16 protein-coding genes and 2 riboswitches are annotated in these 19,897 nt (G+C 55.4%); of the genes, 11 read left to right on the top strand and 5 right to left on the bottom strand.

Annotated elements, in window-relative coordinates:
- Position 1: 1 nt before the first annotated feature.
- The 3 genes from ACN0VL_RS05010 to ACN0VL_RS05000 form a co-directional block, all read right to left on the bottom strand.
- Entirely contained in the window at positions 2-682 is a 681-nt protein-coding gene (locus tag ACN0VL_RS05010) for a type 1 glutamine amidotransferase domain-containing protein (protein WP_417615106.1), read from the bottom strand.
- Positions 683-1,207: 525 nt separating this feature from the next.
- Positions 1,208-2,518, bottom strand: a complete 1,311-nt coding sequence (locus ACN0VL_RS05005) for an LLM class flavin-dependent oxidoreductase (protein ID WP_417615104.1) — start codon at positions 2,516-2,518, stop codon at positions 1,208-1,210.
- A complete protein-coding gene (locus ACN0VL_RS05000; protein ID WP_417615102.1) occupies positions 2,518-3,321 on the bottom strand; it encodes a 3-oxoacyl-ACP reductase in 804 nt (267 codons plus the stop codon). The genes ACN0VL_RS05005 and ACN0VL_RS05000 overlap by 1 nt, the downstream gene beginning before the upstream one ends.
- 51 nt (positions 3,322-3,372) lie before the next feature.
- Positions 3,373-3,476: riboswitch (TPP riboswitch) on the bottom strand.
- 634 nt (positions 3,477-4,110) lie between these two features.
- On the opposite strand from ACN0VL_RS05000, the gene pyrC reads away from it, so the two are divergent.
- The 5 genes from pyrC (at position 4,111) to ACN0VL_RS04975 (ending at position 9,209) form a co-directional block, all read left to right on the top strand.
- The gene (gene pyrC, locus ACN0VL_RS04995; protein ID WP_417615100.1) at positions 4,111-5,154 is read left to right on the top strand and encodes a dihydroorotase; all 1,044 of its coding nucleotides are present in this window, start codon (positions 4,111-4,113) and stop codon (positions 5,152-5,154) included.
- A gap of 105 nt (positions 5,155-5,259) precedes the next feature.
- Positions 5,260-5,388, top strand: a riboswitch (TPP riboswitch).
- 97 nt (positions 5,389-5,485) lie between these two features.
- On the top strand, positions 5,486-6,925 hold the full coding sequence (locus tag ACN0VL_RS04990; RefSeq protein WP_417615098.1) for a sodium:solute symporter family protein: 1,440 nt from the start codon (positions 5,486-5,488) through the stop codon (positions 6,923-6,925).
- 197 nt (positions 6,926-7,122) lie between these two features.
- Positions 7,123-7,404 (top strand): RNA recognition motif domain-containing protein, encoded by a 282-nt coding sequence (locus tag ACN0VL_RS04985; protein WP_417615096.1) that lies wholly within the window; start codon positions 7,123-7,125, stop codon positions 7,402-7,404.
- Positions 7,397-7,891 carry a DUF1456 family protein gene (locus ACN0VL_RS04980; protein WP_417615094.1) on the top strand — a complete coding sequence of 165 codons (495 nt, stop codon included), beginning with the start codon at positions 7,397-7,399 and terminating at the stop codon, positions 7,889-7,891. The genes ACN0VL_RS04985 and ACN0VL_RS04980 overlap by 8 nt, the downstream gene beginning before the upstream one ends.
- Positions 7,892-8,168: 277 nt before the next feature.
- The gene (locus tag ACN0VL_RS04975; RefSeq protein ID WP_417615092.1) at positions 8,169-9,209 is read left to right on the top strand and encodes a YeiH family protein; all 1,041 of its coding nucleotides are present in this window, start codon (positions 8,169-8,171) and stop codon (positions 9,207-9,209) included.
- Between the two features lie 72 nt (positions 9,210-9,281).
- Here ACN0VL_RS04975 and ACN0VL_RS04970 read toward each other — a convergent pair whose 3' ends face one another.
- Positions 9,282-10,313, bottom strand: a complete 1,032-nt coding sequence (locus ACN0VL_RS04970) for a Gfo/Idh/MocA family oxidoreductase (RefSeq protein WP_417615091.1) — start codon at positions 10,311-10,313, stop codon at positions 9,282-9,284.
- 290 nt (positions 10,314-10,603) lie between these two features.
- Positions 10,604-11,509 carry a LysR substrate-binding domain-containing protein gene (locus ACN0VL_RS04965; RefSeq protein WP_417615089.1) on the bottom strand — a complete coding sequence of 302 codons (906 nt, stop codon included), beginning with the start codon at positions 11,507-11,509 and terminating at the stop codon, positions 10,604-10,606.
- A gap of 143 nt (positions 11,510-11,652) precedes the next feature.
- On the opposite strand from ACN0VL_RS04965, the gene ACN0VL_RS04960 reads away from it, so the two are divergent.
- The 6 genes from ACN0VL_RS04960 (at position 11,653) to ACN0VL_RS04935 (ending at position 19,825) form a co-directional block, all read left to right on the top strand.
- Entirely contained in the window at positions 11,653-13,353 is a 1,701-nt protein-coding gene (locus ACN0VL_RS04960; protein WP_417615087.1) for an L-lactate permease, read from the top strand.
- 96 nt (positions 13,354-13,449) lie between these two features.
- Positions 13,450-14,223 carry a (Fe-S)-binding protein gene (locus tag ACN0VL_RS04955; protein WP_417615085.1) on the top strand — a complete coding sequence of 258 codons (774 nt, stop codon included), beginning with the start codon at positions 13,450-13,452 and terminating at the stop codon, positions 14,221-14,223.
- The gene (locus ACN0VL_RS04950) at positions 14,213-15,631 is read left to right on the top strand and encodes a LutB/LldF family L-lactate oxidation iron-sulfur protein (protein ID WP_417615083.1); all 1,419 of its coding nucleotides are present in this window, start codon (positions 14,213-14,215) and stop codon (positions 15,629-15,631) included. The genes ACN0VL_RS04955 and ACN0VL_RS04950 overlap by 11 nt, the downstream gene beginning before the upstream one ends.
- Complete coding sequence (locus ACN0VL_RS04945; RefSeq protein WP_417615081.1) at positions 15,631-16,284, top strand: LutC/YkgG family protein; 654 nt, start codon at positions 15,631-15,633, stop codon at positions 16,282-16,284. The genes ACN0VL_RS04950 and ACN0VL_RS04945 overlap by 1 nt, the downstream gene beginning before the upstream one ends.
- 52 nt (positions 16,285-16,336) lie before the next feature.
- Complete coding sequence (locus ACN0VL_RS04940; RefSeq protein ID WP_417615079.1) at positions 16,337-19,141, top strand: FAD-binding and (Fe-S)-binding domain-containing protein; 2,805 nt, start codon at positions 16,337-16,339, stop codon at positions 19,139-19,141.
- Positions 19,142-19,468: 327 nt separating this feature from the next.
- Positions 19,469-19,825: a RidA family protein gene (locus ACN0VL_RS04935; RefSeq protein WP_417615077.1), complete on the top strand. Its 357-nt coding sequence runs from the start codon at positions 19,469-19,471 to the stop codon at positions 19,823-19,825.
- The last annotated feature ends 72 nt before the right edge of the window (positions 19,826-19,897 follow it).

Raw genomic sequence — 19,897 nt, 5'->3', positions numbered from 1 at the left:
CTTAATGCTTCAATAGCGCCAGCAGGGCGCTGGCCGCCGGTTCGGAAGAGGCTGGGTTCTGGCCGGTTACCAGCAGGCCATCGGTTTCCACATAGGGCTGCCAGTCATCGGCCTTGCGATAATCGCCGCCGTTTTTCCGGAGCATGTCTTCCACCAGAAAAGGCACTATGTCGGTCAGTTGTACCGCGGCTTCTTCGCTGTTGGTAAAGCCGGTTACCCGTTTGCCATCCACCAGGTATTTACCGGTGCCGGCTCTGGTATGGCGCAACACCGCAGGGGCATGACACACGGCCGCCACCGGTTTGCTGGCCGCGGCAAAGGCCTCGATCAGCGCGATGGAGTCTTTATCTTCTGCCAGATCCCACAGCGGGCCATGGCCGCCGGGATAAAACACCGCATCAAAGTCGGCTGCCGACATCTCCGTCAGCTTGTGGGTACTGGCCAGCTCTGCCTGAGCGACAGGATCGCCGCGGAAACGTTCGGTGGCTTCGGTCTGGGCGTCCGGCGCATCACTTTTCGGATCCAGCGGCGGCTGACCGCCCTGGGGGGAAGCCAGGGCAATAGTGGCACCGGCATCCTTGAACACGTAATAAGGAGCGGCAAATTCCTCCAGCCAGAAACCGGTCTTTTCACCGGTGTCCCCCAAGCGGTCATGAGAGGTCAGTACCATCAGAATACGCATATCGACTCCTTGTTCGTTACAGAAAACGTGCTTATCAGGTTAGCCGACGACACGACAAAATGACACCGTTGTAGTGCCGCCTTCTATAGCACTCCCAGTAAGAATCTGCCCCTGATTCCAGAGGCAACACAGGATCTTGAAGGAGGGCAAAGGGATCTGCTCCGCCGACCATCACATGACAGGGATGTCATGTGTTGAGCGTGCAGGGGGCGAGCTTGCCTCGCCGTGACGAACCGTTTCAACCTGACCGAACATCCAGTGAATGTTCGCAGCAGGTTAAAAACGGTGAGTGTCATTTATTTGAAGCGTGTCGGCGGAGCAGATCCCTTTGCCCGATGTGCCAGTAATCCTGCATAACAGGTGTGGTTCTGTCGTCACCCCCGCGAAGGAACATCATCCTCGCGCAGGCGGTAACGAGAACCCAGGGCCTGTGGCACAGATCAGTCAGCCCGCACCTCTCCTGCACAGACACTGGACCCCCGCCTTCGCGAGGGTGACGAGAAAGACAAACCGGCGGCGTTACGCTTACTCGGGCCGAGCCAACCCCAGATGATCCCGCAGGGTGGTGCCTTGATATTCGGTGCGGAACACACCGCGCCTTTGTAGCTCCGGTACCACCTGATCGACGAAGTCTTCTATGCCGGCGGGTAACGAAGGTGGCATCAGGTTGAAACCGTCGGCGCCTTCGTTGCGGAACCACTGCTCCATGCGATCGGCTATCGACTCGGGCGTACCCACCATAGTGCAATGGCCACCGCCGGCCGCCAGCCGCCCCAGCAATTGACGTACCGTGGGTTGCTCGGTTTCGATAATGCGTAAAATGGTGCTATAGCGCCCCTTGGGTCCGGTAAAAGCCTCCAGTGACGGCAAGGCCGGCACCGGCGCATCCAGCTCCCAGTTCATGCAGTCCTGCTCGGTAAACAGTCCAAGCTGACGTAACGAGGCCTCTACCGGCAGCAACTCGTCCAGCTCCCGCTGCCTGGCTTTCGCCTCTTCTTCGGTGGCGGCCACATAGGTCACCAGACCCGGCATGATGGGTACCTCTACACGGCGACCTGAGGCAGCCACTCGCCGCTTGATATCGCGATAATAATCTTGGGCGGCGGGCAAGTCGTAGGCCACCGCATAAATGGCTTCGGCCCGTCGCGCAGCCAGTTCCCGGCCAGGTTCAGAGGCGCCAGCCTGAAACAACACCGGGTGCCCCTGGGGCGGGCGCGGCACGTTCAAGGGCCCATCCACCAGGAAGAACTCGCCCTCGTGATGAATGGGCTGCACTTTATCGGGGTCCGCATAGTGGCCAAAGCGATCGAAGCTCAGGGCATCGGCCTGCCAGGAGTCCCATAACTTGAGCACCGCATCCACAAACTCGTCGGCACGGCGATAGCGGTCCGCATGCACCGGCATGGTCTGGTAGTTATGGTTGCGCGCCTCAACATCAAACATGGAGGTCACCACATTCCAACCCATGCGCCCACCGGAAATATGATCCAGTGACGCCATCATTCTGGCCGCATGAAAGGGGGTGTAAAAGGTGCTGGAGACGGTGCTGATCAGGCCAATCTTGTCCGTGGCGCGACTCATGGCGGCCATGGTGGTCAGCGGTTCCAAAAACCAGGGGCTGCCATCGGAGACATTACCCGCCGACTGCCCATCGGCAAAGAACACCGCATCCAGCTTGCCACGCTCGGCGGTTTGCGCCAGCCGCTCGTAATAGCGAATATCGCCCAGCTGCTCCACCGATGAATCAGGGTGGCGCCAGGCGCCCTTGTGATGACCACAGCCCATTAAAAACAGATTGAGGTGCATCATGCGCCGAGTATCGTTTGTTGCCGCCATCAGTTTTTCACCAGACCGCCGTCGACCACCAGATTCTGCCCGGTCACCGAACGCGACCAGGGGGAGGCGAAGAACAGGATGGCATCGGCAAATTCCGCCGGCGTGGTCACGCGGCGCAGCGGCGTGTTGGCGGCAATATAATCGAATACCGCTTCGGGGGTGGCCGCCGAGGCATCCGTGGTGCGCAACAAGCCGCCGGATACCATATTGACGGTAATCTGATCGGGCCCCAGGTCCTGAGACAAGGTACGGGTCAGCGATAACAGTGCCGCCTTGGCGGCGGTGTAATCGTGATACGGCACCACCGGATTCTGAAACAGGTTGGTACCCACGTTGACGATGCGGCCAAAGCCCGCCTCGCGCATGCCGGGCAAGGCTGCCTGCGTGGTATTCAGGGCGCCCTTTATAACGCCTTCAAACTGTTGGTGCATGCTGGTCCAGCTAAGCTGTTCTGCGCTTTCGCGCGCATCACCATTAAAGGAAAAAGCCGGCAAGGCGTTGTTAATAACTGTGGTAATGGGCTGGCCAAAATGCGCGCTTGCTCTGGCAAACATGGCTTGCACTGCGGCCGCATCGGTGACGTCGGCTTGCAGTGCCAGTGCGTGCTCGGGGTAGTCCGCCGCCAGCTGGTTCGCCGCCTCGGCACTGTTCAGGTAGTTGATCACTACTCTGGCCCCTTCACGCAGAAAGGCGCGCACCAGGTGTTCGCCCAAACCACGGCCGCCACCGGTCACCAGCACCAGCTGTTGCTCGAATGAGGGGGAAGATTGTTGTGTTGCTTGTTGTGTTGCGTGTTGTTGCATTGCTACCTCTAAGAATCAGAGGCGAAGGCATGGATAGGCACTAATAGCCATGAGCCGCAGGGCTGACATCCCTTCGCCAGTATGAACTGGATCAGGTTCGACGGGTGTTATCTCAGCCTGGCCGTCATTACTGCCAGACACCCCGTGTCACGGCTAAACCATAGCATACCCCTCCCCCTTCGGGGAGCGTTAAGCCATAGCTGGAAGCGATCAGCAGCCCGAGTGGCCTGACAATCTGGGTTAACGCCGTTTACTGAATGAAAATCAGGTGACATTGTTCATGTTTCGATTTTTCTTCTGGCTTACAGCTTATCGCCTGTCTCTTAGCCACAAATCGCTAGCCAATGAATTAATGCCCAGAGGCAACTGGGTACCCTCCTCCGACACGCTAAACCGCATCCCTGCGACGCTCAGCACATGACGTCCTGTCATGTGCTGGTCGGCTGAGGCTATCCCAGCCGCCTCTTTTTAGGCACAGAGTCTTCGGTGAGCATCACTGACCGACGGTACCGGTGTCAACGGGAAGGCAGAGGGTATCTGCTCAACCGACCATCCGCGCCAGGGATGGCGCGGTTTGAGCCCCCATGGATGGGTTCACGGCGTGTCGGAGGAGCAGTGCCCTCTGCCTGAGGGCCACACTAATTTCAAAAAGTATCAACAAATTGTTGTGACTAAGAGACAGATTGATCGCTTATAGCTGACGGCTTAAAGCTCTCTAAGGTTTGGTTAAAGTCGGCTGAGCATGGATAATACAGATCTGGATGTAATGGATACCCCGCCGAGCTGACTATGACCACACAAAAGACCACGTTAACCATCACCCGCCCCGACGACTGGCACTTGCACCTGCGCGATGGCGACCAACTCAAAGACACGGTGCGCGATGCCAGTCGCTACCTGGGCCGTGCGCTTGTCATGCCCAACCTGCTGCCGCCGGCCACCACCACAGAGCTGGCGCTGGCCTATTACGACCGCATTACGGCCGTTCGCCCCCAGGGCAGCCAGTTTGAGCCCTTGATGAGTTTGTATTTAACCGACAACACCGACCCCGAAGAAATCCGTCGCGCCAAAGCCTGTGGCAAAATCGTCGCCTGCAAGCTGTACCCGGCCGGTGCCACCACCAACTCCGACTCCGGCGTAACCGACGTTAAAAATATTTATCCGGTACTGGAAGTGATGCAGGAAACCGGCGTCTTGTTATTGGTGCACGGTGAAGTCACCGACGCCAGCATCGATATTTTCGACCGGGAAAAAGTGTTCCTCGACACAGTGCTGCCCGATGTAGTGCGCGATTTTCCCGAGCTGAAAATCGTGCTCGAGCACATTACTACCGAGCATGCGGTGAACTTCGTCGAGCAGGCCGGTGACAATGTCGCGGCCACCATCACCGCCCACCACCTGTTGTTCAACCGTAACCACATGCTGGTGGGAGGCATACGCCCCCATTTTTATTGCCTGCCTATTCTCAAGCGCAACACCCATCAGCAAGCGCTGGTGCGTGCCGCCACCAGTGGCAACAAGAAGTTCTTCATGGGCACCGACTCGGCGCCGCATTTTCAGCACCGTAAAGAAGCCGCCTGTGGCTGCGCCGGCGCCTATACCTCACACGCCGCCGTTGAGCTGTATGCCGAAGCCTTTGACGACGCGGGTGCACTGGACAAGCTGGAAGCCTTTACCAGCCACTACGGCCCGGACTTTTACGGCCTGCCGCGCAACACCGACACCATCACCCTGGTCAAGGAGTCCTGGACTGTGCCCGAGACCCTGGCGTTAGGTGGAGACAAGCTGGTGCCAATCCGTGCCGGCGAGAGCATTGGCTGGGCGGTTAAATAACCCACGGCAAACTGTGAGTGCCGAGGCGTACAGGGTTACGCCTCACCTCTACTTCTCACAACACTGCAATCGTTTGACAAGCGTCACGATAGTTTTTACTCTCATGACCATTCCTGGGGGAGCCTCAGGTGTTATTAATGACACCTAAACTGGCTGAGATTCCGCAACTTGCTGCGGTAACCCTTCGAACCTGATCCGGATAATGCCGGCGAAGGGAAGGAAATGATTTACCCTCACTCTCCCTCCTGAGCGGCTCGCTGTTACCCGGCTTTTGCAGCCAATGACTGGCTCTAATCCTCATGCTTGCCTGTGATAGGCAAAGGGAGAACCCATGCTCAGCACTACCGACGCCATTCTTTGGCTCTGTTTTTTTGCCGCTGTCTTTGCCATACCCGGCCTGATTTATGCGCGCCGCCAGCAAGACCACCTCGAAGACTTCATTGTTGCTCGCAACAGTCAAAATGGCACCGCGACCATGCTGACGCTGCTCGCCACCACCATGGGCACCTGGATTTTATTTGGCCCTGCCGAAGCAGCCACCTGGGGCGGCATTGGCGCCGTCACCGGCTATGCCCTGGGTGCGTTAGTGCCTCGCTTCATGATGATCCCACTGGGTAAACGTCTGCGTGAGCTGATCCCGCAAGGCCATACCCTGACCGAGTTTGTGCTGCATCGCTACGGCAAGACCATGTACCTGTTCGTCATGGTCATCATGATGTTTTATATGTTTATCTCGCTCACCGCGGGGTTAACGGCCATTGCCAAGATGGTTGAACTGCTGGCGCCGGTCCCCTTGTGGGTGACGGCCACTATCGTCATGGCAGCCACCCTGCTCTATACCCTTTACGGCGGGCTGAAGGTCACCATTTTTACCGACCGGGTGCAGATGCTGGTGATACTGCCGTTTCTGGTATTGCTCATCCTGTTCGGCTGGCAAGCCGTGGGGGGACTGGCACCCACCATCGCCGGGCTGAAAGAAAAAGCACCACAGCTACTGAACCCCTTCGATATGGCTGGCTTTAAATCCGGGCTGACCTTTTTTATTGCCGTGGTACTGACCGGCCTCTTCTACCAGGGTACCTGGCAGCGCATCTTTGCCGCCCAAGACAACAAGGCCATTCGTAACGGCTTTATCGTCAGCGGTCTGCTCGGCTTCGTGGTCATTTTTATCATGGGCTTGTTTGGTTTGGCGTTTGTGGGATTGGCCCTGCCTGGCGATGGCTCAGTGGCATTATTCAACGTCTTGTTATCGAATATTCCACTGTGGTTTGCCATAGGGTTATTGCCGTTTGGGCTGGCGCTGATCATGAGCAGCGCCGACTCTACCATCAGCGGTATTTCCAGCATGATGGTGGTGGACTTGCGTCGCCTGTTGCCCGAGTTCAGCGCCAACAAACTGCTGGGTCTGTCGCGCTGGTTGATTGTCTTGCTCTCAGTTCCGGTACTGATTGTCGCCTCCCAGGGCTTCAGTGTTTTATATCTGTTCTTGCTGGCCGATCTCTTGTGCTGTGCCGCGGCCTTTCCGGTGTTCTTTGGCTTTTATAATGCACGCTATCGAAGCTATAACGCCGTACTGAGTACCTTTGCCGGTCTGGTAGCCGGACTCTGGCTGTTCCCGGCTCCGGGCGAAGCGCTCAACTACCTGCTGGAATCCTTTCTGCTGGCCAGTCTGGTCCCCGTGCTGGTCTCAGCCCTGTTGTTGTGCATCCCCCACCGCCAGTCGTTCGACTTCTCGATATTGCGCCAGCGTGTGCGCAGCTTGGAGCATTAATCAGCCCGCAGCCGACCCCCAGTGGTCGGCTTTTTACGCATTGCGGCCGCCCCCTTGCGACCATAAGCAGGCAGACGTCAGCCAGACAAACTGCTACACTCGCGCCCCCCTTGAGTGAGCAGCGCCTATGCTGTTAACACCAAGTCCATTCTTATTTATCACCTTGTATCGCGCAGCGGCGTCATATTGGAGACACCATGAAAATTATGATCAGGGGCCTGTCCCGTCTTACTACCGAAGAGCAAGTACTGGCGCTGCTGGCACCTTATGGCTTAGTGCAGTATTTCCATCTGGTTATGGATCCCAACACCAAAAACTCCAAGGGCTTTGGCTTTGCCTTTATGCCCAATCCGGCTCAGGCCAAGGCAGCCATCAAAAGCCTGAACGGCATTGAGCTGGACGGACAAAAAATTCGCGTGAAAAAAGCGGAAGACAAGCCCGAAGGCGGAAAGAAAGAGGAGCAAAACGCTAATGACTAACAATGACATATTGCGCCGTATTCGTTATGCCCTTGATATAAAAGATAAAGATGCAATCTCCCTGTTCGGTTTGGGTAATGTGACCATTAACGAAGCACAGTTTCTGGCGCTCTTGGCCAAAGAAGAAGATGCCAATTACCACAGCTGTAGCAACGAGCAGATCCTGGGCTTTTTAGATGGCCTGATCTTGAAGAATCGTGGCCCGCGCGACGGTGACCCGGCCCCCCGCCCGGAGCAAGCCGAACCCATCAACAACCAGGTGTTCAAAAAGCTGCGCGTGGCACTGGAGCTAAAAGCAGAAGACATTCTCGATCTGCTTGCCCTGGCCGGCTTTGAAGTTAGAAAACCCGAGCTGACCTCACTGTTTCGCAAGCCCGGGCACAAGCATTACCAAGCCTGTGGCGACCAGTTTTTGCGTAACTTTTTGCAGGGCCTGGCACTACAGCGCCGCCACGGCGGCGAACAGGCGCCCACAGCGACCGAGTAATACCGCTTTGCGGTCGGCAGCTTACCGCCGGCCGCATGACGCCTGCCAGGTTTAGAGAATGGCCCTGTGCCAACAGCCCGGCCACAACAACCAGATAGCCCCCCTCGCGCTCCCCTCTCCCATGCACGTCACTATGCTGCCTGTATGCTTAAAAGTAACCGCGCGGCTATAAAAAGGCATTAGATACTCCCACGCCCCCCTCTTACTATGAGAACATACTGGGATCTACCTCCCTGACTACCGGCCCCAACTGTGATTAACCAGCAAGGACAGCATCATGGCTGAAGCGAGCAATAACCCTATGATGAGCATGTTGCGAAAAATTGAACACACCAGACAACGCTACTTCCCCGGCGTGTGCGTAGCGGTCACTATCGGCATCGCTGCCAGCTTCCTGTCCCAGCAATATGGTGCCCCCGCCATGCTGATGGCATTGTTGCTCGGGCTGGCATTCAACTTTCTGAGTCAGGAGTCCGTCTGCCTGCCGGGGCTGGAGTTTTCCGCCAGAACGGTGCTTCGCATCGGGGTTGCCATGCTGGGGCTGCGCATTACCTTCAGCGACGTGCTCACCCTGGGCTGGTCACCGCTGCTCATGGTCTGTTCATCTGTGGTGCTGACCATCGGCTTTGGTGTGGTCATGGCACGCATGCTGGGATTCTCTTCTTCATTCGGCACGCTCACCGGCGGCTCGGTCGCCATTTGTGGCGCTTCGGCCGCCATGGCTATTAGCAGCGTGCTTGATCAAAATGAACAGATGAAGCGCAATACCCTGTTCACCGTGATCAGCGTCACTACCCTCAGCACCCTGGCCATGATCTTGTATCCCATGATCAGCACCAGTCTGGATCTGACCCCGCAGGAAGCAGGCCTGTTCATCGGTGCCACCATTCACGATGTCGCCCAGGTGGTCGGTGCCGGTTACAGCATGTCGACCGAAGTGGGTGACCTGAGTACCTTCGTCAAGCTGCTGCGGGTCGCCATGCTGGTGCCCATCGTCATGACCATAGGGATTGTGATCCAGCGAGCCGCCCGACAACGCGGTGAAAGCAGCAGCGGTAAAGGGGTGGCGATTCCCGGCTTTCTGCTCGGCTTTGTGGCGCTGTTCATTCTTAACAGCCTGGGGTGGATTCCCGCCGCCGTCAGCCAGCCGCTGGCCGGTAGCTCTTCCTGGCTGCTGCTGACCGCCATCGCCGCCCTCGGTGTGCGAACCCAGCTTAAAGATATTCTCTCGGTAGGCTGGAAACCCGTCCTGCTGGTGGTACTGGAAACCCTGTTTATCGCCGGCCTGATCATCGCCTATATTCTGCTGAGCAGATAATATTCATCAAAGTTCGGCCACCATGTAAAACGGCGACCCTGGGGTCGCCGTTTTACATGGTTCAGAGTAAAGCTACCTGAAGGTGGTGGCTCTCAATTCAAGGGTCTTGCCTTCCCGTGAGCTTTCTTCTGCCAGGTTAATGATATTCAGTCCATCCAGGGCATCCTGCATGGTGACCGGCAAGGGGCCTTCGCCACGAATTGCCTGTGCCGTGGCCTGGTAAAAATAACGGTAACCGCCTATTTCCGATTCAATGACCTGTGGCTCATCATCGGAGTAAAAGACTCCATAATCGGCTTCCGCTTCTTTTGCCAAAAAAGGCGAGTCCGGCACTATGCCATTTTGCAGGCGCTCTTCTTGCGGGTCGAAACCGCGCTTGATGTAGCAGCCCCGCTCTCCCTGCAGCTTGAAACGTAAGGTCGGCCCGGGATGATATGGGCTGGAGTGCAACAAGACTTCCTTGTCGCTGTAATGCAGCTGCACATGAAAATAATCGGTGACTTCGGATCCTGGCCGCATCGACAGGCAACGTGCCGTGACCGCCAGCGGCTTGCCAAATAACACCAGCGTCTGATCGACCAGGTGCCCACCGAGATCAAACCAGACCCCGGCACCCACTCCCGGTTGCTCGGCTCTCACCCGAGGCCGAAAGCGATCAAAATGAGATTCAAAACCATGAATCGGCCCCAGAACATCATCTGCCAGCAGCTTGCGCAGGGTCACGAAGTCACTGTCCCAGCGGCGATTATGAAACGGGATCAAACAAAGCTGGTTGCTGTCTGCCAGACGCATCAGCTCGGTACCTTGATTCAGCTGGGTAACGGTCGGGTTTTCCATTACCACATGCAACCCCAAACTCAGCGCCTTGCGCCCCAGCTCGTAATGCACTTCATTCGGCGCGGTAATGACCACCAATTGCGCACCTGACTCCGCCAGCATTTGATCCACATCCGTATATACCGTTACGTCGGGCCAGTCCTGAGCCGCTTTTTCCGGTTTGGATGTACTGATGGCGACCAGCTCAAAATCCGACAGGCTATCAATAAACGGCAAGTGAAAAATACTGGCGGACTGGCCGTAGCCAATAATGGCAGTTTTAATCATGGTCAACCTCGTTAAGAGTCACATTGGATTTACCAGGCCGCAGAATCCATTCGGTCATAAAGCATCCTCCACTTAGTTTGTTGTTCTAAAAGCAACAATGTTGCATCGACTTGTCCATTCTTAATTATCGTGCGAACAATATTATGCTAACACCATTCCATCTCACTCGGCACCATTGCCATGAAAAACCCCCGACTGGAACACACCATTGATACTCGCTGCCAGCTGCAGCTCCTCGGAGCTAAAGTTAGAGGATTTCGATACGACCGCAGCCCTGATGCCGACTCGACTCAGAAGTAATGTTTGATATCCATATAACGGGAGCGGATATGCTCGATCAACAGCTTGATCTTGCGCGGAGGCTGACGACTGTAAGGGTAAACGGCATAAATGCCCAGTATCTTGCCTACCTGCCGAGGTAACAACTCGACCAGACGCCCCGCCTGCAGATCCGGGTAGACCAGGCAACTGGGCATATAGGCCAGGCCATGCCCGGCGAGGGCCGCCTTGCGCAAGGCGGCAGCGTTGTCGGTGGAAAAGTTGCCACCGACCCGTAGCGGATAAACCTCACCATGCCGGTTGAACAGCCAGTCGCGAGCACCACTTTTCTGATAACTGTAGATAAGGCAGTTATGTTGCAGCAGGTCCTCCGGCACCAAAGGTTTGCCACGACGACTGATATATTCGGGGGCGGCACAAATGGTCCACCTTGAGTCCAATATATGACGTGCTATCAGATTGGAGTCGTCCAGGTGCCCGGTGCGAATCACCAGATCATACCCCTCTCCAATCAGGTCCACGAAACGATTCTCCAGCGACATATCCACCGAAATAGCCGGATGCAGTTCACAAAATTCGGCAACGGCCTCCGCCAGCAACAACTCACCGGAAATAGTAGGGACCGACATCCGGATATGCCCCTGTAACGACTGGCTATAGCCGGTCACAGCGTCAAATGCTTCCTGAGCGGCCTGTGCCACCAGACGGGCGTGTTGGTACAGCACCTGCCCCGCCTCGCTCAGTGTCAAACGTCGTGTGGTGCGGTGAATCAGAGTGCTGCCCAGTTCCTTTTCCAGCCGGGCGATGCGCTTGCTCACCACCGAGTTGGTCAGGCCGTTGGCGTCGGCTGCCTTGCTGAAGGAGCCTAATTCAATCACCTGAGCAAACAGAACGAGATCGTCGGTTTTCGGCATCATTCATCCATTTTTGGAAATAGTGTGTTTCATTAAATCTATATATTCACAAATAACAACAGCATATCGTTACACACCGTTAACACCCATTATGCCACTGTGGGTGGCTTTTATTGCCAGTAACCTATCACTAAGAAAGGAAGACTATGCTTAATCATTCTCTGTTGGCACTCTTAGCGTTTACGCCTATTTTGCTAGCTGCCGTTCTACTGGTGGGCCTGCAGTGGTCAGCCAAACGCGCCATGCCGTTGGCATTTATCTTAACCGTACTGGTTTCCCTGTTTGCTTGGGAGATGACGGCGACACGAGTGCTCGCCTCCACCTTGCAAGGATTACTGGTATCCGTTTCTTTACTGTGGATTATCTTTGGCGCCATTCTACTCCTCAATACCCTAAAGCACACCGGAGCCATCACTAGTATCCGTAATGGCTTCACCGCCATCTCCCCGGATCGGCGCATTCAGGCCATTATTGTGGCCTGGTGCTTTGGTTGCTTCATCGAAGGTGCTTCAGGATTTGGTACTCCCGCCGCCGTGGCGGCTCCGTTGATGGTGGCACTGGGCTTCCCGGCCCTCGCCGCGGTACTCATGGGCATGATGATCCAGAGCACGCCGGTATCGTTCGGTGCTGTGGGCACCCCCATCATAGTCGGCGTAACCACTGGCCTGGATAACACCGCCATCAACAATACCCTGGCCACCGCCGGCTCCGGCTGGGAAGCCTATCTGCACACAGTGACCAGCTATGTGTCGGTGACTCACGCTATCGTCGGGATTTTGATGCCACTGTTCATGTCCATGATGCTCACCCGATTCTTCGGCGAGAAAAAAAGCTGGATGGAAGGTCTGGATATACTGCCATTCGCTATTTTTGCCGGTCTGGCGTTTACCATTCCCTATGCCATCACAGGTGTTGTACTCGGCCCTGAATTCCCCTCCTTAATCGGTGGCTTGGTCTCCTTGTCTATTGTGGTTCCCGCCGCGCGTAAAGGCTTCCTGGTCCCCAAGAGTGTTTTCGAATTTCCAGAAGAAAAAAACTGGCCTAAAGAATGGTTGGGATCACTGGTTATTAACAAGGAAGATCTGAAGAAAAAGCCAATCAGCCTGCCCCTGGCCTGGTTCCCCTACCTGCTACTACCGATATTGCTGGTGCTGAGCCGTACCAGTGACAGCTTCAAAGGTTTGCTCACCAGTTGGAGTATGACATTTAGCGATATTCTGGGTGAAGCCGGTGTTAGCACCAGCATTCAGCCTTTGTATCTGCCGGGCGGCATTCTGATCATGGTTTCTCTGGTGGCGGTACTCACACAGACTCGTTCACTCAAAGATCTGGTACCAGCGATAACAGAGTCATCCCGCACCCTAATTGGTGCCGGCTTCGTACTCATGTTTACCGTGCCCATGGTCCGTATCTTTATCAACTCGGGCATTAACGAGGCCGATATTGCCAGTATGCCGATGATGACCGCTAAGGTTGCAGCAGACCTGGTCGGTGATTTCTTCCCTGCAATCAGTGCCGTCATTGGTGCTTTAGGAGCCTTCATTGCTGGCTCAAACACCGTCTCCAATATGATGTTCTCACAGTTTCAGTTTGAAGTTGCCCAAACGCTAAACGTATCCACCGCCATGGTGGTTGCATTGCAGGCTGTGGGTGCTGCCGCCGGTAACATGATCGCCATTCATAACGTGGTTGCTGCTTCTGCCACCGTTGGCTTGCTCGGTCGTGAAGGTTTGACCTTGCGCAAGACGGCAATACCTACTTTCTACTACCTGGTGTTCACCGGCATCATCGGCATGGTTGCCATTTATTGGCTGGGTATTGCAGACCCTTTGTTGAAGTTGTCTTGAGTCATATTCCCTGCTGATAAGCACAAAAGTGAGGAGTCGATAAACAGGCCCTCGCTTTTAACCAATTGTATGAAGTCGTATTTAAGGAATAATCTTATGTCGTCTGCTATTCGCATGTATCCCGCCAAGCCTAACAAGGTATATGTCTATGCCACCTGCCTGGTAGACATGTTCTCTCCTCAAAGTGGGTTGGATGCCATGAAGCTGCTGGAACGGGCCGGTGTCGAAATTGTTTATGTTCCCAAACAAACTTGCTGCGGGCAGCCAGCCTACTCTTCCGGTTATGAAGATGACGCCAAAACGATTGCCCTGAGCCAGATGGAGCTTTTTCCCGAGCCCTGGCCCGTTGTCGTACTGTCAGGTTCTTGTGGCGGCATGATGCACCATCACTACCGTCGACTATTTGCTGGCAGTGAACAGGAACAGTCAGTCAATCAATTCTGTGATCGGGTATTTGAATTGACCGAATTTCTGGTGCAAGTCTGTCGCATAAAACTAGATGACCAAGGTCCAGCCACTTCGGTAGTGCTGCATACCTCATGCGCCGCCCGTCGGGAAATGAAGGTGCACGTCACCGGTCGTCAACTACTGAGTCAGTTGAGCCGAGTAGAACTGCGCGAGCAGGCCTACGAAAGCGAGTGCTGTGGTTTTGGCGGTACCTTTTCGGTCAGGCACCCTGCGATTAGCGAAGCCATGGTGCAGGACAAGACCCAACACCTGGCCGAGACTCAAGCCGAACAATTAATTAGTGCTGACTGGGGCTGTTTACTCAATATCAATGGTGCTCTGGAATATCAGGGTAAAGACCTGCAAGGCACACATTTAGCAACCTTCTTGCTGAATCGGTTGGAGGGTTCAAATGCACAATAAACCGCAACTATTTCACCCACAGGCAGAGGCAGCTCTCCTCGATCCCGAGCTGCGCGCCAACTTCCGTGGCGCCATGGATTATCTACGAGATAAACGCCAAAGTGCTTTCGCCGATCCCCATGAAGAAAGCACGATTCGTGACCGAGCCGAGACGATCCGCCAGCGCTGCCTGAGTAAGTTACCATCTTTACTGGAACAGCTGGAAGCCAAGTGTATCGCCAACGGTATTCAGGTGCACTGGGCTGAAAATGCCGAGCAGGCCAACGCCCTCTTTACCGATATTATTCAATCCCATGGCGGCACCCTGGCGGTCAAGGGCAAGTCGATGGTGAGCGAAGAGATAGAGCTGAACCACGCCATGGCGAAGGAAGGCATCGACTGCCTGGAAAGTGATATGGGCGAATACATAGTCCAGCTTGGCAACGAAACGCCGTCACATATCATCATGCCCGCTATTCACAAGAACAAGAAACAGGTGGCGGATCTGTTTGCCGAGCACGTACCCGGCTTTAAACATACCCTGGACGTGGATACCCTGATCCAGACCGGACGCAATGTACTGCGCGAGAAGTTTCGTAGCGCCCACATAGGGGTGTCGGGGGTCAACTTCGCGGTGGCCGAAACAGGCACCTTGTGTTTAGTAGAAAACGAGGGCAACGGGCGCATGTGCACCACAGTGCCAGAGGTCCATATCGCCATTACAGGCATCGAAAAGGTGGTGGAGTTTCTGTCCGACGTACCGCCGCTGTTCAGTGCGCTAACCCGCTCTGCAACCGGTCAAACTATTACTACCTACTTCAATATGATCAGTGGGCCACGTAAGGACGGTGAGCTGGACGGACCCAAAGAGGTGCACCTGGTATTACTCGACAATGGTCGTAGTCAGGCTTTCCTCGACGAAGAAATGCGCAAGACATTACAGTGCATTCGTTGCGGCGCCTGTATGAACCATTGCCCTGTTTATACACGGATTGGCGGCCATGCTTACGGTACCGTTTATCCTGGCCCTATCGGCAAGATTATCTCGCCTCACATGATGGGATTGGAAGCTACCCAGGATCTTCCCACTGCTTCTAGTCTTTGCGGTGCCTGCGGCGAAGTCTGCCCGGTGCGGATTCCCATTCCTGAAATGTTACTGCGGCTGCGTAGAGAAGCTAAACAGGATCCACGGCCAGATGTGCCGGCACTACGGGGGCAAGGTGCAGCAAAAAGTAATCTGGAAGCCTTTGCCTGGCGCAGCTTTAGCCTTGCTGCCAGTCACCCAGCCCTATACAGAATGACTACCTGGTTTGCCACCCGCCTGCGGGGTTTGATCCCCAGCAAGCTTGGACCATGGACTCGTTGCCGAACCGCCCCCAAGCCCGCAGCCAACACCTTGCGCGAACTCATGGCCAAAAGGAACAAATAATGTCGACCGCTCGTAAAGCTATTCTCAACAGACTCCGCCAGGCAGAGGTTCAACCGCTGCCCGTCAATGATCCGGATTATCCTATTTGGGATGTAACCGACCAAGATACCATGCTCGCCAGAATGGTCGACTTGCTGCAACAAAACCATGCCGAGGTATATACACTGAAACATGCCGAGTTGATCGGCACACTACAAACTCAGATCAACAAACGGGGACTAAAGCGAATTACTACCGGTACCGGCGGAGACTTTCATACCGAGATAACTCAAGCCTTGGCCGGGCATGCCGAACAGCTGCTTTTCGATACTCCGCTGGAACAATGGAAAGATGAGCTATTCAACCAGGTAGACGCCGGCATTACCGGATGTCATGGTGCCATTGCTGCCACTGGCACCTTGGTGCTTTGGCCTAACGCAGCAGAACCCCGAACCCTGTCCTTGGTGCCTCCTTGTCATATTGCTATTCTCAAGGCTTCGACGCTGCATTCTAATTTACCAGCAATGATGAAGGAACAAGGCTGGGCTAATGGTATGCCCACTAATTTACTGCTGATCTCGGGTCCTTCCAAGACTGCCGATATCCAGCAAACATTAGCCTATGGCGCCCACGGTCCCAAGCAACTACTGGTACTGATCCTGGAAGACGTCTGATAACAGTACCCATACCAAATTCACTTTTAGTTCTGATGTTAGAGGACCCTTGATGGAACATAGATATCGCCTGCTGGTTGATGCTCTGGCTAAGTTTCTGCCCGCCGAGCGTATCATTACCGATAGTGCTCTCTGTCTGGCCTACGGCACCGACGCCAGTTTTTACCGGCTGCTGCCCAAGATGGTACTACGTCTGGCAAGCACAGATGAAGTGGTGCAGGTGCTGCAACTCTGCGGCAGCCATGGCATCCACTGCACCTTTCGTGCCGCGGGAACCAGCCTGTCTGGTCAGGCTGTTTCCGACTCTGTGCTGATCACCCTCACCGATGACTGGCGCCAGCACCATATTCTGGATGACGGCCATAAAATCACCCTGCAGCCCGGCGTGATCGGGGCCGATGCCAACAAATATCTGGCGCCCTATGGCCGCAAGATAGGCCCGGATCCGGCCTCTATCAATAGCTGTAAAATTGGCGGCATTGCCGCCAACAATGCCTCTGGCATGTGCTGCGGTACGGCGCAAAACTCTTATCGCACCCTGGCAGGCATGAGTGTGGTGCTGGCCGATGGTACTTTGCTGGACACCCGGGATGCACAAAGCCGTGCTCGTTTTGCCGAACAACAGCCACAATTACTGGACGGATTGCAGCAGCTGCATCATGAAGTCATCAGTAACCCGCCCCTGGCTGACTTGATTCGCCATAAATATCGACTGAAAAACACCACGGGTTACAGCCTGAACGCCCTGCTCGATTTTACCGATCCCTTCGATATGCTCGCCCATCTGATGATTGGCTCGGAAGGCACCCTGGGGTTCATTAATGAGATAACCTATCACACGGTACCCGATCATCCGTTCAAGGCGTCTTGCCTGCTGGTGTATCCGGATATAGAAACCACCTGCCTGGCGGTGACCGAACTGGCCAACACCCCCGTTGCCGCCGTGGAACTCATGGATGGTCGAGCCCTGCGCTCCATTGCCAACAACGCCGGCATGCCAGACTTTATCAAGACCCTGGATAATGAGGCCGCCGCCTTGCTGATTGAGGTTCACGGGGAAAGTGCCGCCCAGTTACAACACCACTGTGATCAGGCCATGGCGGCCATCACCGCATTTTCCCCACTAAACCAGGTGCCCTTTACGCAAGACCCGACGGTCTGCGCCACCTTGTGGGCCATGAGAAAAGGCATGTTTCCCGCGGTGGGTGCGGTGCGAGAAACCGGCACTACCGTGGTGATTGAAGATATAGCGTTTCACGTGGAACATCTTGCCGCGGCGGTGCGTAAACTGACCACCTTGTTCGAACGCTTTGGCTATCACGAAGCCATTATCTTCGGTCATGCCCTGGCGGGTAACCTGCACTTCGTCTTTACCCAGGGTTTCGATAGTCAGGCCGAGCGAGACCGATATGGCCATTTTATGGATGCAGTCACCCAGCTGGTGGCGGTGGAGTATCAAGGGTCGTTAAAGGCTGAGCACGGCACCGGCCGCAACATGGCACCCTATGTCGAACTGGAGTGGGGAAAAGCGGGCTATCAGCTCATTCGGCGCATCAAGTCACTGTTTGATGCCAATGGTATTCTCAACCCGGGAGTCATCGTGAATGCCGCCCCCAAGGCGCACCTTAACAACCTGAAACCCTTACCGGCCGCCGACCCCTTGGTGGACAAGTGCATCGAGTGCGGATTTTGCGAGGCGGTCTGCCCATCGCAAAACTTAAGCCTGACGCCTCGTCAACGCATAGTGCTATATCGGGAACTACAACGGCGACAGGCCGACAATGAAGTCATAGACGACGGCTTGCAGCAGGTGTTCGAGTATCAAGGTGTCGATACCTGCGCCGCCACCGGCCTGTGTGAACAGCGCTGCCCGGTAGGCATTAACACCGGGGACCTGGTACGTAAACTGCGCAGCGCCCGCTACCAGAAGTTTCAGCCTATCGCCCGCTGGAGCGCAGCACACTTCGCAGGCACCACCAGAGCTGTGGCCATCGGCTTGAATACCGCCGATGCGGGCCGCAAGTTGCTGGGCGACAAAACCATAACCCGCCTTAATCAGGGATTGCGCAAGCTCAGCAAGAACAAGGTACCCCTGTGGTTGCCAACGACCCCGGCCGCCAATCGGCATAAACCACAAGGGCAGGATCAGGGGCGAGCCAGGGTAGTGTATTTCCCCTCCTGCGCCAGCCGGACTCTGGGTCAATCTCCGGCTGCCCGGGATCGCCGCTCACTGACCGAAGTCACCCTGGCGGTGCTGGAAAAAGCCGGCTTCGATGTCATAGTACCTCGGGATTTAAACAGCCTGTGTTGCGGCATGCCCTATCAAAGCAAGGGCATGACCGAGCTCGCCGGTGACAAAACCCAGCAGTTGGAAGCCCATTTATGGCAAGCCTCGGAGCAGGGTCGCTGGCCGGTACTCATGGACACCAGCCCGTGTGCCAAGCTGAGTCAGGACGGTTTCACCCTGCCGCTTACCGTTTATGAGCCGGTGGCCTTTGTGCTGGAGCAGGCTCTGGAACGATTGAAGCTGCTGCCGGTAGACGAGACGGTAATGCTGCACATTACCTGCAGCAGCCAACGCATGGGGCTGGCAGACAAGATGCTGGAGCTGGCCCAACGCTGTGCCAACAAGGTGGTGGTGCCAGAGCACATCAGCTGCTGTGGCTTTGCCGGTGACAAGGGCTTTACCCTGCCCGAACTCAACGCCGCCGCCCTTGCTCCTCTGCAAACTCAGATACCCGCCGGCTGTACCCGAGGGGTCAGCAATAGCCGTACCTGCGAACTGGGGCTGAGCCATCACAGCGGCATCAACTACGAGTCCATTCTCTACCTGGTCGATGAAGCGAGTCAGTCATGATGTGAAGAGTAAGGGGTAAGGGGTAAGGGGTAAGGGGTAAGGGGTAAGGGGTAAGGGGAAAGAGGTGTGTTTCACGTGAAACATAGAGGTGTTGCCTGTCGGAATTTCACGCTAGCGGCGATCTTCCGGCATGCCTTCACGGGTGATCAAAGCCTCATTTGAGTGTTGACTGTCAGCCAATTCAAGAAGATTGATATTCAGCTCCGTGATCACTGCCATGTATTTCACCCTTTTTTTCATTAAACGTTTACAACGTCAATCCAGCGGTTAAAGTTTGCAGCCTACCATCACTTTCATGCCAGATTTGATACCTAACCGGGAGTACAAATGACTATAGAACGCCAGCAGGTTGCTCAACGCATGAGCCGTATCGTCAAGCATAACGGCACCATTCATCTGTGCGGCCAGGTCTGTAAAGATGCCAGCAAAGATATTACCGAACAAACGGTCACCATGTTGGATAAAGTCGATGAGTTATTGCTGGCCGCAGGTTCAAGCCGGGAACACATGCTGTCTGCCACTATTTATCTGAAAACAATGGCTGATTTTGCCGAAATGAATGCGGTATGGGATGCCTGGGTACCCGAGGGCCATGCTCCGGCTCGTGCCTGTGTGGAAGCTGCCATGGCTCGCCCGGAACTGCTGGTAGAAATATCGGTGATTGCCGTTGAACGTGAAGCGTGAAGCGTGAAGCGTGAAGCGTGAAGCGTGAAGCGTGAAGCGTGAAGCGTGAAGCGTGAAGCGTGAAGCGTGAAG

It is taken from the genome of Oceanisphaera sp. (genome assembly GCF_048268965.1).
Classification (GTDB): Bacteria; Pseudomonadota; Gammaproteobacteria; order Enterobacterales; family Aeromonadaceae; genus Oceanimonas.
This window is presented reverse-complemented; position numbering and strand designations above follow the sequence as displayed.